The 14,936-nt window shown below is 48.3% G+C and carries 15 protein-coding genes and 1 riboswitch; of the genes, 12 read left to right on the forward strand and 3 right to left on the reverse strand.

All coding sequences use genetic code 11. From position 1 onward, the window contains the following. The first annotated feature begins 79 nt into the window (after positions 1-79). Positions 80-376, forward strand: a complete 297-nt coding sequence (locus KNQ14_RS02390) for a DUF1462 family protein (protein ID WP_056062835.1) — start codon at positions 80-82, stop codon at positions 374-376. Between the two features lie 41 nt (positions 377-417). Here KNQ14_RS02390 and KNQ14_RS02395 read toward each other — a convergent pair whose 3' ends face one another. Beyond that, positions 418-1,470 carry an NAD(P)/FAD-dependent oxidoreductase gene (locus KNQ14_RS02395; protein ID WP_023469142.1) on the reverse strand — a complete coding sequence of 351 codons (1,053 nt, stop codon included), beginning with the start codon at positions 1,468-1,470 and terminating at the stop codon, positions 418-420. A 92-nt stretch (positions 1,471-1,562) separates the two neighbouring features. Between KNQ14_RS02395 and KNQ14_RS02400 the strand changes: the two genes are divergently transcribed. Continuing rightward, complete coding sequence (locus tag KNQ14_RS02400) at positions 1,563-1,796, forward strand: YuzB family protein (RefSeq protein WP_023469141.1); 234 nt, start codon at positions 1,563-1,565, stop codon at positions 1,794-1,796. A 76-nt stretch (positions 1,797-1,872) separates the two neighbouring features. Here the strand turns inward: KNQ14_RS02400 and KNQ14_RS02405 are convergent, their stop codons facing one another. Further along, positions 1,873-2,439: an ECF transporter S component gene (locus tag KNQ14_RS02405; RefSeq protein WP_029342415.1), complete on the reverse strand. Its 567-nt coding sequence runs from the start codon at positions 2,437-2,439 to the stop codon at positions 1,873-1,875. A 155-nt stretch (positions 2,440-2,594) separates the two neighbouring features. Next, positions 2,595-2,736: riboswitch (FMN riboswitch) on the reverse strand. A gap of 111 nt (positions 2,737-2,847) precedes the next feature. On the opposite strand from KNQ14_RS02405, the gene KNQ14_RS02410 reads away from it, so the two are divergent. The 4 genes from KNQ14_RS02410 to KNQ14_RS02425 all read left to right on the forward strand — a co-directional run bounded on the left by KNQ14_RS02410 (position 2,848) and on the right by KNQ14_RS02425 (position 5,170). Next, a complete protein-coding gene (locus KNQ14_RS02410) occupies positions 2,848-3,198 on the forward strand; it encodes a HesB/IscA family protein (protein WP_029342414.1) in 351 nt (116 codons plus the stop codon). A gap of 117 nt (positions 3,199-3,315) precedes the next feature. Then, complete coding sequence (locus KNQ14_RS02415; RefSeq protein WP_214859518.1) at positions 3,316-4,182, forward strand: NAD-dependent epimerase/dehydratase family protein; 867 nt, start codon at positions 3,316-3,318, stop codon at positions 4,180-4,182. After that, on the forward strand, positions 4,179-4,682 hold the full coding sequence (locus KNQ14_RS02420) for a GNAT family N-acetyltransferase (protein ID WP_075643068.1): 504 nt from the start codon (positions 4,179-4,181) through the stop codon (positions 4,680-4,682). The genes KNQ14_RS02415 and KNQ14_RS02420 overlap by 4 nt, the downstream gene beginning before the upstream one ends. Continuing rightward, on the forward strand, positions 4,679-5,170 hold the full coding sequence (locus KNQ14_RS02425; protein ID WP_214859520.1) for a GNAT family N-acetyltransferase: 492 nt from the start codon (positions 4,679-4,681) through the stop codon (positions 5,168-5,170). Before KNQ14_RS02420 ends, KNQ14_RS02425 begins: the two co-directional genes overlap by 4 nt. Before the next feature lie 242 nt (positions 5,171-5,412). Here KNQ14_RS02425 and KNQ14_RS02430 read toward each other — a convergent pair whose 3' ends face one another. Continuing rightward, on the reverse strand, positions 5,413-6,411 hold the full coding sequence (locus KNQ14_RS02430) for an NAD(P)/FAD-dependent oxidoreductase (protein WP_023469135.1): 999 nt from the start codon (positions 6,409-6,411) through the stop codon (positions 5,413-5,415). A gap of 243 nt (positions 6,412-6,654) precedes the next feature. On the opposite strand from KNQ14_RS02430, the gene KNQ14_RS02435 reads away from it, so the two are divergent. From KNQ14_RS02435 to KNQ14_RS02460, 6 genes are all read left to right on the forward strand, one after another. Then, complete coding sequence (locus KNQ14_RS02435) at positions 6,655-7,866, forward strand: NAD(P)/FAD-dependent oxidoreductase (RefSeq protein ID WP_023469134.1); 1,212 nt, start codon at positions 6,655-6,657, stop codon at positions 7,864-7,866. Positions 7,867-7,947: 81 nt separating this feature from the next. Then, the gene (locus KNQ14_RS02440) at positions 7,948-8,265 is read left to right on the forward strand and encodes a YuiB family protein (protein ID WP_023469133.1); all 318 of its coding nucleotides are present in this window, start codon (positions 7,948-7,950) and stop codon (positions 8,263-8,265) included. A gap of 101 nt (positions 8,266-8,366) precedes the next feature. After that, positions 8,367-9,224: a glucose PTS transporter transcription antiterminator GlcT gene (gene glcT, locus KNQ14_RS02445; protein WP_087681288.1), complete on the forward strand. Its 858-nt coding sequence runs from the start codon at positions 8,367-8,369 to the stop codon at positions 9,222-9,224. Between the two features lie 217 nt (positions 9,225-9,441). Beyond that, on the forward strand, positions 9,442-10,965 hold the full coding sequence (gene ptsG / locus KNQ14_RS02450) for a glucose-specific PTS transporter subunit IIBC (RefSeq protein WP_087681287.1): 1,524 nt from the start codon (positions 9,442-9,444) through the stop codon (positions 10,963-10,965). Between the two features lie 129 nt (positions 10,966-11,094). Beyond that, complete coding sequence (ptsG, locus tag KNQ14_RS02455) at positions 11,095-13,203, forward strand: glucose-specific PTS transporter subunit IIBC (RefSeq protein WP_214859522.1); 2,109 nt, start codon at positions 11,095-11,097, stop codon at positions 13,201-13,203. A 153-nt stretch (positions 13,204-13,356) separates the two neighbouring features. After that, positions 13,357-14,874, forward strand: coding sequence for an MDR family MFS transporter (locus tag KNQ14_RS02460; protein WP_214859525.1), 1,518 nt, complete (start codon positions 13,357-13,359; stop codon positions 14,872-14,874). Positions 14,875-14,936 lie beyond the last annotated feature (62 nt).

Consider the following 14,936-nt stretch of genomic DNA (forward strand, 5'->3'; position numbering starts at 1 on the left):
TGTAACAGGGTTGAAAAATGTTCTCAATCTGGAAAACTTGTATACTAAAGAGGAGAGCATTGAAAAGGGGGACTTCAAGATGGAAATCACGGTTTATGGAACAGCGGTCACTTGTCCGAGTTGTGTCGGGGCACCTAGCTCGGAAGAGACGTTCAGTTGGCTACAAGCCGTCCTCGGACGGAAATATGAGCAAGCGATGACGCTTCGCTATGTCGATTTCGAGACAGCAACATCGGATCAATGGACGGAAGCCTTAAAAGAGGATGTCTATTTTTATCCATTGATCGTGCTCGATGATGAGATGATTGACGAGGGGTACGTCAAACTGAAGACGATTACGGCAGCGATTGATGCGAAGTTAAGTCAGACGGGGTGAACGACAAAGAGGTATCCCAAAGATCGGGACACCTCTTTTGCTCATTTAATCTTTTTGTGTTTCCATAAGACACCGGACTTCAAGAGACGTGGGACTTTCCCCGTCAGCGCTTGCTTGCCCATGACGATCCCGAAACCATCTGATTTCCCGAGCGATCCGAGCATTCCGCGCAGTTTGATTTCTGGCAGTTTCGGCAATTTTTTCCCTTGCCACTTCGCTTGCAAGACGTCGACGACTTGTTCTGCCTGATGTTCTGCGAGTTGACCGCTTGGCGCATACGGCAAGCTGGCACAATCGCCGATGACGAAGACGTTATCGTATTCCGGTACGTGATGATGTGCCGTCAATTTGATCCGACCACCGCTATCTGCAGCAAAGCCGAGATCACGAACGACCTTGACCGGCTGCGTACCTGCCGTCCAAATCGTCAAGTCCGACGGGTACGTATCGTCGCCGTTTCGGACGTCGTCCGCCGTGACGAGCGTGACGTTCGAATTGTTGATGACTTCCACGTCATGCTCCTCGAACCATTCCTGGACGTAAGATGAGACTTTGTCGGATAAGAATGACAAGACGGATGGACCGCGGTCGAACAGACGAATCGTTAAATCCTTTCGGCTCTCATGCAGTTCACTAGCGAGTTCGACACCGGATAGTCCAGCACCGACGATCGAGACGACGGACCCCGGTGACAGACCACAGATCGCTTGCTGTGTCTTGCGCGATTCTTCAAGTGTCTGGATGCTGTATGTAAACTCTTGAGCACCCGGAATGTTGTGGTATTTATCCTCGCAACCGAGGGCGATGATCAAGTCATCATAGAATAATTCTGATCCGTCTTGCAGGTGGACCGTATTCGTCTCTGGTGAGATTTTAATGACATGTCCATATTTATAAGTAAGATGTTTCCCCTCCGGAAATTCAATCCGGACATCCCGATCTGATAATGTACCTGCTGCGAGTGCGTAATATTCCGTTTTGAGTGCGTGGTACGGTAGACGGTCGACGAGCGTGACGGCAACTTCCTCGTCCTTGAATCGCTCACAAATCCGCATTCCACCATATCCTCCGCCGAGTACGACCAATTGCTTCATAACGTAAAATCCCCCTTAGTTCCCCTAAATCAGTCTGACCTTGTATAATACGACATGAGGCAGGTCGTTTCCTGCTTGAAGGAGGAAAAAAAGTGAATCCGATTATTGAATTTTGTATCAGTAACTTAGCGGCTGGTACACAGGTCGTCATGGAGCAACTCGAACGTGATCCGAACGTCGACGTCGTCGAATACGGTTGCCTCGGCTATTGCGGTATTTGTTCGCTTGATCATTTTTGTCTCGTTGATGGTGAGACGGTCGTAGGCGAGACGCCGGAAGAGTTGCTTGAAAAAATTTACCTAAAAATCGAAGAGAATGAGCTGTGAGCACGGACAGCCAAAAAATCCCCTCGTTCGTCTGAACGAGGGGATTCGTGTCCGTCAGCGGGCGCAGCTTTTCGGATCAGGCAGATTGTTGACGGCGCATCATCCATGGTCGTAGTTTCAAGAACAACGGAATGAAGAGTGCCGAGATGAACAACGCCTTGATGACGTTAAACGGTAAGATACCGGCTGTGATCGCTGTCCATTTGACAGCTGGATCCGCCATGTAGTCCATACCGAGGAACCATGCATACGCTGGAAGGATCAAGATATAGTTGAGAATCGCAAGACCGAGTGCCATCGTGATCGTACCAGCGACGAGACCAGTTGCGAGACCTTGTGTTGATTTCTTTTTGTGATAGAACCAGCTGACAGGAAGCACGAATGCGACACCAGCAGCGAAGTTTGCGAATTCTCCGACTGGAACACCACTTCCGCGGAAAATGTAATATAACACGTTCTTCAATGCTTCGACGATGACACCTGCGACCGGTGAGAACATGATCGCTGCGACGAGAGCAGGAACATCACTGAAGTCGATTTTCAGATAGTTCGGTAAGAACGGTAGTGGGAAATTGATAAGCATAAGAACAAACGAGATTGAACCTAACATTGACAGAGTGACCATTTTTTGTGTGCGTTTCATACGAGTATTGTCTCCTTTTGCTCGTTCCTCTCGATGAAGTATTGGCATGACTGCGTCCATAAAGAAACCCCTATTGATGAAATCAACAGGGGAGAAGTCCGCATTAAATAAACCTAATCGATTGTTGCAAAAATCGATCAAATTCAAACTCATGCCGCCATCTTCTCCCATCCAGACTATACTGTCGGCTCCTGAATTACACAGAATCAGCAAATAGCGCCCTATTCGCTCGCGGGCTTCAACTCATAATAGTTGTTTACCGCCGGTCGGGAATTTCACCCTGCCCTGAAGATGGAACGATTATTTTGTTGTACATACCATTTATACAACGAATTCAAGATAGTTTCAAGCAACTAGGTTTCGATTCGCTCAGAAGTTGCGTATACTAAAGAAAAGGAAGGTGATGACATGATCCATTTAACGGAGGCAGCAGCGCTACAAGTCCAAGACATGATGGCGCAGGCACCAGCAGATGAACGGAATCTTCGGATGCTCGTCCAAGGTGGTGGATGTAGTGGTCTGTCGTACGGAATGGGATTCGACCAACAGAAAGAAACGGATCTCGTTTTCGAACAGCACGGCGTGACCGTCATCGTGGACGAAAAAGATTACCCGGTCGTCAAAGGACTGGAAATCGATTATAAGCAGTCGATGCTCGGCGGCGGATTCACGATCACGAATCCGAATGCCATCGCAACATGCGGTTGCGGGACATCGTTCCGGACGGCAACGAATGCCGGGACACCGGGTGGCTGTTAATGAATCCAATCGTGGACATCGTCCACGATTTTTTTATTGTCCGCATACAGGAGACCTGTTCCGTTGACTCGAAATATTAAGAGAGTGAATGCTACTACGAACAGGGAGGGCTTCAGGATGAGAAAAGTATTGATCTTCGGGGGAACACGCTACTTCGGACGCCGGCTTGCGATTCGGTTAGCCGATTCGGGGGATGACGTGACAATCGTCACACGCGGCGAGCATACGCCACCGGTTGCGAAGGGCTTGACATTTTTCAAAGGGGACCGGACGTCAAGTAGTACGATGAAGGACTTAAGCCAACAGCACTGGGATGTTATCTATGACAATATCTGTTTCACACCGTATCAAGCAAAGCTCGCGATCGACGCGTTTGAAGGAAAAGTCGGGCGTTACGTGTTGACGTCGACGATGTCTGTCTATGAAGGCGGTGGTGCGAATATCACCGAGCGTGCCTATAACCCGTTTCCCGGGAAATATGATCTCGAGAAGGAACATGGATATGGTGAAGGGAAACGCCAAGCGGAGAGTTATTTCTTCCAACGGGCGACGTTCCCAGTCGTTGCGGTCCGTTTCCCGGTCGTTCTCGGACCAGATGACTACACGGAGCGACTCGTCTTTCATATCAAGCGGGCGCTTGACGGGCGTTCGATTGTTGCCGAAAACACATACGCGAAGATGGGGTATATCTCAAGTTACGAAGCCGCTGCCTTTCTGGAGTGGTGTGGTCGCTCCGAACTGACGGGACCGATCAACGCTGCAAGTGACGGTGTCTTATCCATTCAAGACCTAGTGGATAAAATCGACCGCGTTGCGGGGACGACAAGTCAACTCGTCGCAAAAGGAGAGGATGAATCGCCTCTTGCGCCAGAACGCGATTTCTATATGGATACGACAGCTGCCAAACAAGCCGGCTATCTGTTCCAACATGTCGATGACTGGCTCGATCGTTTGATTGAAGAGGAGGTGCGCAATCACCAATGATGCAGTTGATGAAACCAACTCTTGCGTGGGAGACAGAGTATCGCGCCTTTTTAGAAGACTGGCGAGAGTCGGGCGAAACGATCGTGCCGGAAGCAGTCGGAGACACATATGAACCACTGGGCGCTTATTTTGCGGAACTGAAGGAAATGGAGACAACAGTCAGACCGGGTCTTGTCACCCATTCGACGTACTGGATGGTCGACGGGCAACGAATCGTCGGTGCGCTGAACTTCCGGCATGACTTGACGGAGAACTTGAAGTTGTACGGTGGACACATCGGATACGGCATCCGACCATCCGAGCGTCAGAAAGGATATGCGACGACTGGGCTCCGTTTAGCGCTAGAAGAAGCACGGCAACGTGGACTCGATCAAGTGCTGTTGACGTGTGGCGTTGATAATCTAGCATCTCGCCGTGTCATCTTAGCGAACGGCGGACGAGAAATTGAGCCGACTGTTCGTAATGGACGCGAGACACGTCGCTTCATCATCCCGTTATGAGAATCCGTGAAGCACGTCTAGAAGATGCGTCAGCTATCGCCCGCGTTCATATTGATGCCTGGCGCGAGACGTATCAAGGTATCATTCCAGATCTGTATTTAGCACAGTTGTCGCATGTGAAACGGACGCAACAATGGGAACAGACATTAGTCAATCAGCGCGTGTATGTTGCCGTGTCAGGAGAAGAAGTCGTTGGCTTTGCGCAAGGTGGACCCAGTCGAAGTGATACGCGTGAAGGGGAGCTGTATGCGATTTACGTCTTGCAAGCGTTACAAGGACAAGGACTCGGAAAAGCGTTGTTTCAACGCATCGCTGAGGACTTAGCGGAATATGAGACGATGCAGGTTTCTGTCTTGCGAGATAATCCAGCGTGCCAGTTTTACGAGCGATTCGGTGGTCAGGTCTTCGAAGAATCGATGATTGAGCGAGGTGGGGTGGAACTCGTGCAACGGGTTTACCGGATACCTGTTAAAAGATCATCCGTATGAAATCGGACGTTTTCAACATCTTCGCTTTCCTTAGGCGGGATGTAAGCCGCGCCAGTTCCCATTCCATGTGATCTGTCGGGTCTTCCCTATCCCTGACGGAAGCACGCATCGTGCTTCCTTTTCCTGTGGGAGTCGAAGATGTTTGGTCACGTCCTCGATGTGATTCCATGAAAATAAGAGGTCGGACTCCGGTATGTCATCCGGAATTCGACCTCTTATTTGTTTACAGCCATTCAGTTATCTCAAGAATGATTCGTTACTTTTTCGAACAGACTCGTCGAGTGTTGCGGGTGACGAGCAGATGGATCAACGAGAAGTTTCGCTTGGTTAACGGCGATCGGTGCTTCACCGAAGCCCGTTGCGATCAGTTTAACGCGTCCTTCGTAAGTCGCGATATCACCACAAGCGAAGACGCCCGGAATCGCAGTCTCCATCTTCGAATTGACACGAATCGAATTGCGTTCGAATTCGACTTCCCATTCTTTGAGCGGTCCGAGTGACGAGACGAAGCCGAAGTTACAGACGACATCGTCCGCAGCGACGACGACGACTTCACCACTTTCAGCATGTTTGAACGTCAGCGTCTCGATGTGCGTCTCACCTGTGACCGATTCAAGTGTATACGGCGTCATGACGTTGACGGACGAATCGTGTAACAGTTCGACCGAATGTTCATGGGCACGGAACTTGTCACGACGGTGGACGAGCGTGACGGATTTTGCGATCGGCTCAAGCATCAATGACCAGTCAACTGCTGAGTCACCGCCACCCAGTAAGACGACTTGGCGATCCTTGAAACGTTCCATGTCGTTGACGAAATAGTGTAAGTTTGTTTCTTCGAAGCGTTCTGCATCCGCTACTCCGAGTGGACGCGCAGCGAACGAGCCGTTTCCTGCCGTCAAGATGACGGTCTTTGTATAATGCTCGCCTTTATTCGTGACGAGGCGGATGATTCCGTCATCCATCCGTTCGTAAGCGATGACGGTCTCACCGAGCACGTATGTCGGATCGAATTCATTTGCTTGTTCAAGCAACCGATCGACCAGTTCCTGTGCTTTTACTTTCGGAAAACCGGCAATATCGTATATATATTTTTCAGGATAAAGCGTAGCGAGTTGACCACCTAATTGAGGTAGACTCTCGATGACCTTCGTCTTCATCTGGCGCATTCCTGAATAAAACGCGGTGAACAGTCCGACCGGACCGCCGCCGATGATCGTGACATCATATGGTTGGTGCATCTGATTCCCTCCTAGCGTTGGATAGGTCCATTATATAGGAAGTAGGGGGTGAAGGTGCAAGTACGGAACATCTCACATTTTTTTAAGGGAAATTACATTTTTCTTTTGCAATCATTCCTGAAAAGTGTTTCAATAGGCTTATAGACATGTGAACATTATTTGAACAAAATTTTTGAGCATTCGTCTGTAATTGAATGTGAAGAAAATCACAACAAAACTACGATTCGTAAGGAGTATCAGAACATGAACACACCTAACATTGTTATTCTTGGAGCGGGCTACGGTGGATTGATCACAGCAGTCAACCTTCAAAAGAAACTCGGCGTCGATCAAGCGAACATCACGTTGATTAACAAACACGACTATCATTACCAAACAACTTGGTTGCATGAACCAGCTGCAGGTACGATGTCTGCGGAGCAAGCGCGCATCTACATCAATGATGTCATCAACCCGTCACGCGTCAAACTTGTCAAAGGTATCGTTGAGAAAGTCGACACGGCTGCTAAAACGGTTCTCTTACAAGATGGCGGAACAGTTCCTTACGATTACGTCGTCGTTGCTCTCGGTGGCGTTCCTGAAACATTCGGTATCAAAGGATTGAAGGAACACGCGCTGACAATCAGCTCGTTGAACAGCGTCCGTAAAATCAAGGAACATATCGATTACTCATTCGCACAGTACAAAACAACAGGATCACAAGATCGTTCACTCTTGACGATCGTTGTTGGTGGTGCTGGATTCACAGGAATCGAGTTCATGGGTGAGCTCGTCAACCGTATTCCAGAACTGTGCAAACAATATGACATCCCACGCGAACTCGTTCGTGTCGTCAACATCGAGGCAGCGCCAACAGTCCTTCCAGGATTCGATGCTGATCTCGTCAACTACGCACACAAATGGCTTGAGCGCCAAGGCGTCGAGTTCAAACTCGGTAACGGCATCAAGGAATGTGGCCCAGGAAGCGTCACGTTCGGTCCGCTTCAAGGCGATACGACTGAGACGATTGAAGCAAGCACGATCATTTGGACAGGTGGCGTCAGCGGTAACCCTGTCGTTGCAGCATCTGGCTTCGAAGCGATGCGTAACCGTGTCGTCGTCGAAGAAGATCTTCGTGTTCCTGGACACGACAACGTCTTCATGATTGGTGACTGTTCAGCAGTCATGGATCCAAGTTCGAACCGTCCGTACCCACCGACTGCACAAATCGCGACACAACAAGCACACAAAGTCGCTGAGAACATCGCAGCACTCATCGCGGGTCGTCAAACATCGACGTTCACGTACGAGAACAAAGGAACGGTCGCTTCACTTGGTCATAAAGACGGTATCGGCATGGTCTTCGGTAAGAAGATTTACGGTCGTAATGCATCGTTCATGAAAAAAGTCATCGACAACAAACACTTCTTCGAACTGAAAAAACTTGGTCTTGCGATCAAAAAAGGGAAGTTCTAAGTTCACGTTTTAGGCAAATGTACACTCGTGCATTTGCCTTTTTTGTCGGTTATACTAGAAGAGATTCAAAGGGGGAACAGTATGCATATCATTCAAGCCGTGATCGGGAGTGTGCTTTATCTCGTCATGTTCTTTAGTATCGGATTCATCTTAAACATGTTGTTGCGGAGTACATGGGTGATGCTCGTACTCTATCCGGTCATCATCATCATGATGATCGACAACCAATCGACGCTCGAATACTTCACGAATGCTCGTGAAGCAATTCCGAATCTCGGGGACCGGATTGCTGGTCTACAGACAGCGGATATCACGATGTTCGCGGCTGGTCTTGCCGGAATCATCATCGCCGGTCTATCGATTCGCTTCTTGCGTAAGAGCGGTTACCAAATGTTTTAAAGTCTACTTGAGTAAGTAGGCTTTTTTCGTGTCTGAAAAACCGTTATAATGAAAACAATGTCTTTAAATAAATGTGTAAGAGCAGATTGGGTTGAGAGCGAATGGATAAACAAATGTACCACGTTATCAAGGTATTGAATAATAATGTCGTCATTTGTTCGACTGGTGCGAATCAGGAAGTCATTATCCTCGCGAAAGGGATTGGCTTCGGTCGGAAGCCAGGCGATCAACTGACAGATCTCGACAAGTTGGAAAAAGTCTACACGTTGAAGGATAAAGAAGAACAGGATCAATATAAGGCGCTCGTCGGTCATCTCGATGAAAATTTCATCGCGTTGATGAACGAGATCGTCTCGATGATCGAGACACGCTTCGGAAAAAAGGTCGACGAACATATCCATATCGGATTGACGGATCATTTGACGTTTACGTTCAAGCGACTCGAACAAGGAATGGAAGTCACGAATCCGTTTCTTGCTGAAACGGAAGCCTTGTATCCGGAAGAGTACGCCCTTGCAGAAGAAATCGTCGAGTTCATCAGTGCTGAGATGAATTTTTACCTACCTCCAGCGGAGACAGGATTCATCGCACTTCATATTCATTCGGCGACGAACTTCAAAGACGTACTTGAAGTCAACCGCCATCATCAGCTCGTCGGTTTAATTGCTAGTCATATCGAACAGCGACTGGAGATTAAAATCGATCGAAAATCGCTTGATTACAAGCGTCTGATTCGGCATCTTCGTTCAGCGATTGAAAGGGTTTCCAATGGGGAGTATCTAGAGGCTCCAGAAAAAGTAGAAAAGCTATTGCGTGAAGAATATCCGCTATGCTATGATACTGCTTGGGAGCTGATGTCCATCATGGAACGTCAGTTGAAGAAAGCGGTACCGCGCGGTGAGGCGACGTATCTTACGATGCATCTGCAACGCTTAGTGCAGTACAATTCAGGTAAATGACCGCACGGACTACGTGTTACTGATACGATCAGGCATGAGTGGGATGTCGGGCAAGAAGCTTTATTTCCGTTATGCAACGGGATAAGTCTATTGTCTACAATCCGCTCGTGCCTGATTTTTTTCTGTAAAAAAACGGTCAGATGTCTGACTTTTTTCGTCTCAATCATTGGCATTATTCATCATACTTCGCTCTTAACAGGAAAAGGAGGAAACACACATGTTCAAACAGATTTTTGCTGTTCTTCAACGTGTCGGTAAAGCGTTGATGCTTCCTGTAGCGATTTTGCCAGCTGCCGGTATCCTACTCGGATTCGGTAACGCGATGCAAAATCCGAACTTGACGTCAAAACTCGAGTTCTTGAAAAATGATGCAATCATCAAAGTTGCAAAATTGATGGAAGCAGCCGGGGACATCATCTTTGGTAACTTAGCACTCTTATTCGCGGTCGGTGTCGCGATTGGTCTTGCAGGGGACGGCGCAGCCGGACTTGCGGCAATCGTCGGATTCTTGATCATGAACAAAACAATGAGCGTTTGGCTCGGCGTTACACCAGAAATGGTGGCTAACGGTCAAGGATATGCAAACGTACTCGGTATCCCAACACTTCAAACTGGGGTATTCGGTGGTATCATCATCGGTCTGATCGCAGCTTGGGCGTACGGGAAGTACCATAATCTCGAATTGCCACAGTTCCTTGGATTCTTTGCTGGTAAACGTTTCGTTCCAATCGTCACAGCAGTTGTTTCATTGGTTGCAGGTCTTGTTCTCGTATTCGTCTGGCCGTTCGCGCAAGATGGCTTGAACTCGTTCTCGCACTTTATGATGGAGAAAAACCCAACACTCGCAGCATTCGTCTTTGGTCTCATCGAGCGTTCGTTGATTCCATTCGGTCTTCACCATATCTTCTATGCGCCATTCTGGTTCGAATTCGGTTCGTACAAGAATGCAGCAGGAACAGTCGTTCATGGTGACCAAGCGATCTTCTTCGCACAATTGAAAGACAACGCAACATTAACAGCTGGTACGTTCATGACTGGTAAATTCCCGTTCATGATGTTCGGTCTTCCAGCAGCAGCACTCGCAATGTACCACGAAGCTCGCCCTGAGCGTCGTGCAGTCGTTGGTGGTCTTCTTGGATCAGCAGCACTTACAGCATTCTTGACAGGTATCACAGAGCCAATCGAATTCGCATTCTTGTTCGTAGCTCCAATCTTGTTCGCAGTTCACGCTGTCTTCGCAGGTCTCTCGTTCATGACGATGCAATTGTTGAACGTTAAGATCGGTATGACATTCTCTGGTGGTTTGATTGACTTCCTTCTCTTCGGTGTTCTTCCAGGACGCACGCAGTGGTGGCTCGTCATCGTCGTCGGTCTTGCACTTTCTGTCATCTACTACTTCGGATTCCGTTTCGCGATCCGTCAGTTCAACTTGAAAACACCAGGTCGTGAAGATGAAGCGCAAGAAACATCATCTGTTCAAGGTTCTGAACTCGCTGAAGGTATCCTTGACGCACTCGGTTCAGAGTCGAACATCAAACACTTGGATGCATGTATCACACGTCTTCGTGTCGAAGTTCTCGACAAATCGAAAGTCAACAAAGATGAGTTGAAAAAATTAGGTGCTGCTGGTGTCCTTGAAGTTGGTAACAACGTTCAAGCAATCTACGGACCGAAGTCAGACAACATCAAGTCTGAAATCCAAGCCGTCATCGCATCACGTAAACAAGAAAAAACAGTCTAATGTTTAAGAAATGAGTCCTTCTGCGGAAGGGCTCATTTTTTTTGGAAAAATCTTTTAGAATCGTTTTGCGCTAGAATATTTTAGGGTATGAACTAAGTAGTTTGTTTAAAAAAAGGAGGGAATATACGCATGTGGAAAAACGTGTTTGGTGTCTTACAGCGGATCGGTAAGGCCCTGATGTTACCGGTAGCGATTTTGCCGGCAGCGGGGCTATTGCTCGCGTTCGGGACAGCGTTTCAAAACCCGAACTTGACGCAATATTTACCGTTCCTCGAGAACGATTCGCTAGTCGTCATCTGGCGGGTCATGCAAGATGCGGGTGATATCATCTTTGCGAACCTCGGGTTACTGTTTGCCGTCGGGGTCGCGATTGGTCTTGCGAATGGGGAAGGGGTTGCCGGTCTAGCAGCGATCGTCGGTTTCTTGATCATGAACAAGGTCATCAGTTCATTCTTACAGATCACACCAGAAAAAATCACGGAAGCACAGAAAGCGAGTGACTTGTCGTATGCGACGGTCCTCGGGATACCGACCTTGCAAATGGGGGTATTCGGAGGGATCATTGCCGGTTTGATAGCAGCGTACAGTTATAATAAATTCTTTAAAATCAAACTGCCTGATTTCCTCGGATTCTTCGCAGGGAAACGTTTTGTTCCGATTGCAACTGCCTTGTTTAGTCTTGTCGCCGGGTTTGCCTTATCGTACATTTGGCCACCGATTGGAACAGGTATCAATACGTTCTCAAAAACAATCATCGAAGCGAACGAACCGTTGTCTGCGTTCATCTTTGGACTCGTTGAACGTTCATTGATTCCGTTTGGTCTTCACCATATCTGGTACTCAAGTTTCTGGTTCCAGTTCGGGGAATATACGGATAAAGCCGGAACGATCATCAATGGGGATCAGCGGATCTTCTTCGCACAGTTGAAGGACGGTGTACCATTTACGGCAGGGACATATATGACCGGGAAATATCCATTCATGATGTTCGGTCTGCCAGCAGCCTGTCTTGCGATGTACCACACGGTCGCAAAAGATCGTCGTAAAGCCGTCGAAGGTCTTTATTTCTCAGCTGCGTTGACTTCTTTCCTGACTGGTATCACGGAGCCAGTCGAGTTCTCCTTCGTCTTCGTTGCACCACTCTTGTTTGCCGTTCACGCTGTCTTTGCTGGTCTTTCATTCATGATCATGGATTTACTGAACGTCAAGATCGGGATGACGTTCTCCGGTGGATTGATTGACTACACGTTATTCGGGATTCTACCGAACCGAACCTCATGGTGGCTCGTCATTCCAGTCGGTCTTGTCTTCGCCGTCATCTATTACTTCGGATTCCGTTTCGTCATTACGAAGTTTGATCTAAAGATTCCGGGACGCGAAGCGATTAAAGAAGGTGCCGCTACCTCAACGGCACAAGCAGGCGATCTACCGTATGAAATTCTACAAGCATTCGGTGGTCCATCAAACATTAAACATTTAGATGCTTGTATCACACGACTTCGGATTACGGTCAATGATAAATCAGGCGTCAACAAAGAGCGCTTGAAAGAACTAGGTGCTGCTGGTGTTCTTGAAGTCGGAGATAACGTCCAGGCGATCTTTGGACCGAAATCCGACGGGATCAAGACTGAGATGGCAGACATCATGAAAAATCCAAACTATAAACCAAAAGAGACACCAGAAGCAGATCCAATTCCACAAGTTCCAACGGGAGACGAAGCACGGACTTCTGGAACTACAGCAGATACCGGTCCACTCGCTGGGGATCGTGGCGGGGCTTACGTGCCTGAAGATGGATATGTCGCACCACTAAGCGGTATCATTCGTTCTCTCGATGATGTACCGGACCAAGTCTTCTCCGGTCGCATGATGGGTGACGGATATGCAATCGAACCAACGGAAGGATATGTCGTCTCTCCGGTTTCTGGTGAGATCACGACGTTCTTCCCAACGAAACACGCGATTGGTATTCTTGCAGATAATGGAGATGAAATCTTGATTCACATCGGTATTGATACGGTGTCACTCGAAGGAAAAGGGTTCGAGGCGTTGGCGAAAGCCGGCGATCGTGTCGAACCGGGGACGCCACTCCTCAATGTCGATCTTGAACAAGTACGACCACTCGTACCATCATTACTGACACCAATCATCGTCACGAACAGCGGCGATCGAAAAGTCGACGTTGATGTCGGACGGATGGTCGAAGCCGGAGAAGCGATTTCGTATCGTGTAGAGTAAAGAAGAAAAGCGACGGATCGCTCTGAGCGATCCGTCTTTTTTTGTGTGAAACGATCGTAAAGCACATTTGATAATGAGATTTTGCACATATGATGATACAATGAGTTAGCTATTATAAGAGTTAGCTAATTTTTTGAGAAATGAGGTGCGTCGATGTCTTCGACTACAACAAAAACGAATACGACACCTGTCGTCATCGGATTATTGATTGGGATTTTAGTCGCGGCGATGGATAACACGATCGTTGCGACAGCGATGCCGACGATTGTCAGTGAACTGAATGGGTTTGATCAGTATGCATGGGTCACGTCAGCTTACATGATCGCAACCGTTGCTGGGATGCCGATCTTCGGTAAACTGAGTGACATGTATGGAAGAAAACGCTTCTTCCTCTTTGGGATGCTCCTTTTTATGGTGGGGAGTATCTTATGTGGAATGGCAGACTCGATCATTGAATTGTCTACCTATCGTGCCTTGCAAGGGCTCGGTGGTGGGGCGTTGATGCCGATTGCCTTTACAATCATCTTTGATATCTTCCCACCGGAAAAACGAGGGAAAATCAGTGGATTGTTCGGAGCAGTTTTCGGTATCTCGAGTATCTTCGGACCATTGCTTGGGGCGTTATTAACGGATTCCCTCGACTGGCGCTGGGTGTTCTACATTAATATTCCACTTGGTTTGATTGCCCTTGGTCTCGTGACGGTCTTCTATCAGGAATCACCGGTGCACCGGACACAGAAAATCGACTATGTCGGTGCCTTCACCCTTGTCGCCGGATTGGTGTTATTCTTACTCGCACTTGAAATGGGTGGAAAAGAATATGCGTGGTCTTCGCCACAAATTCTTGGTCTGTTCGGAGCAGCACTCGTCGCGTTCGTTGCCTTCGCATTTGCTGAACGACGCGCAGCGGACCCTGTCATTACGTTCAGCCTGTTCCGCCGTCGCTTATTTGCGGCAACACAAGGCGTTGCGTTCTTTTATGGATTCGTCTTCATTTCGGCGAGTGTGTTTATTCCAATTTTCGTGCAAGGTGTCTTTGGTGGCAGTGCGACGAACTCCGGTCTGATCCTGATGCCGATGTTGATCGCTTCAGTCATCTCGGCGCAACTTGGTGGACAGTTGCCGAACAAGTTTGGATTCCGGAACGTCATGATCGTCTCAGCGGTCTTCTTCCTACTCGGTGTCTATCTCCTTAGTACGATGACGCTTGAGACATCGCGGACAGCGGTAACGATTTATATGATCATTCTTGGCTTCGGTGTTGGCTTTAGTTTCTCTCTATTGAATCTAGCAAGTATCAATGGGATCGAGATGCAACGTCGGGGCGCAGCGACCTCGATGGGCTCGACATTCCGGACAATCGGGATGACGCTTGGTGTCACGGTTCTCGGAATCATTCAATCACGGACGTTCACGTCAGCTGTAACGGATCGGTTGCCGCAAGGTGGAGCGCCGTCAGGTGGACAGTTCCCAACGGCTGATGCGTTTGCGAAGATGCCACCCGAAGTTGCGACAGCAATCAAGACGTCGCTTGCAGAATCGATCTCAACCGTCTATTTCTGGGCGCTGATTCCAGCAGTACTCGGTGTCATCTTTATCTTCTTGATGGGGAACGAGCGTCCGATTCTGTCGGAACAAGCTACTCCAGAAAAGAAGAAACAAGCTCAATAATCACCGTTTCAACAACGTCTTCTTTCTTAATTAGAAAGGGGCGTTGTTTTTTTGTTGAATTA

Origin of the sequence: Exiguobacterium sp. s161, from assembly GCF_018619045.1 — a bacterium.
GTDB lineage: Bacteria > Bacillota > Bacilli > Exiguobacteriales > Exiguobacteriaceae > Exiguobacterium_A > Exiguobacterium_A indicum.

Bases quoted from the DNA above. Each gene is read 5' to 3' on its own strand.
- KNQ14_RS02390 (WP_056062835.1), top strand. From the start codon at position 80: ATGGAAATCACGGTTTATGGAACAGCGGTCACTTGTCCGAGTTGTGTC.
- KNQ14_RS02395 (WP_023469142.1), bottom strand. From the start codon at position 1,470: ATGAAGCAATTGGTCGTACTCGGCGGAGGATATGGTGGAATGCGGATT.
- KNQ14_RS02405 (WP_029342415.1), bottom strand. From the start codon at position 2,439: ATGAAACGCACACAAAAAATGGTCACTCTGTCAATGTTAGGTTCAATC.
- KNQ14_RS02410 (WP_029342414.1), top strand. From the start codon at position 2,848: ATGATCCATTTAACGGAGGCAGCAGCGCTACAAGTCCAAGACATGATG.
- KNQ14_RS02415 (WP_214859518.1), top strand. From the start codon at position 3,316: ATGAGAAAAGTATTGATCTTCGGGGGAACACGCTACTTCGGACGCCGG.
- KNQ14_RS02420 (WP_075643068.1), top strand. From the start codon at position 4,179: ATGATGCAGTTGATGAAACCAACTCTTGCGTGGGAGACAGAGTATCGC.
- KNQ14_RS02425 (WP_214859520.1), top strand. From the start codon at position 4,679: ATGAGAATCCGTGAAGCACGTCTAGAAGATGCGTCAGCTATCGCCCGC.
- KNQ14_RS02430 (WP_023469135.1), bottom strand. From the start codon at position 6,411: ATGCACCAACCATATGATGTCACGATCATCGGCGGCGGTCCGGTCGGA.
- KNQ14_RS02435 (WP_023469134.1), top strand. From the start codon at position 6,655: ATGAACACACCTAACATTGTTATTCTTGGAGCGGGCTACGGTGGATTG.
- KNQ14_RS02440 (WP_023469133.1), top strand. From the start codon at position 7,948: ATGCATATCATTCAAGCCGTGATCGGGAGTGTGCTTTATCTCGTCATG.
- glcT (WP_087681288.1), top strand. From the start codon at position 8,367: ATGGATAAACAAATGTACCACGTTATCAAGGTATTGAATAATAATGTC.
- ptsG (WP_087681287.1), top strand. From the start codon at position 9,442: ATGTTCAAACAGATTTTTGCTGTTCTTCAACGTGTCGGTAAAGCGTTG.
- ptsG (WP_214859522.1), top strand. From the start codon at position 11,095: ATGTGGAAAAACGTGTTTGGTGTCTTACAGCGGATCGGTAAGGCCCTG.
- KNQ14_RS02460 (WP_214859525.1), top strand. From the start codon at position 13,357: ATGTCTTCGACTACAACAAAAACGAATACGACACCTGTCGTCATCGGA.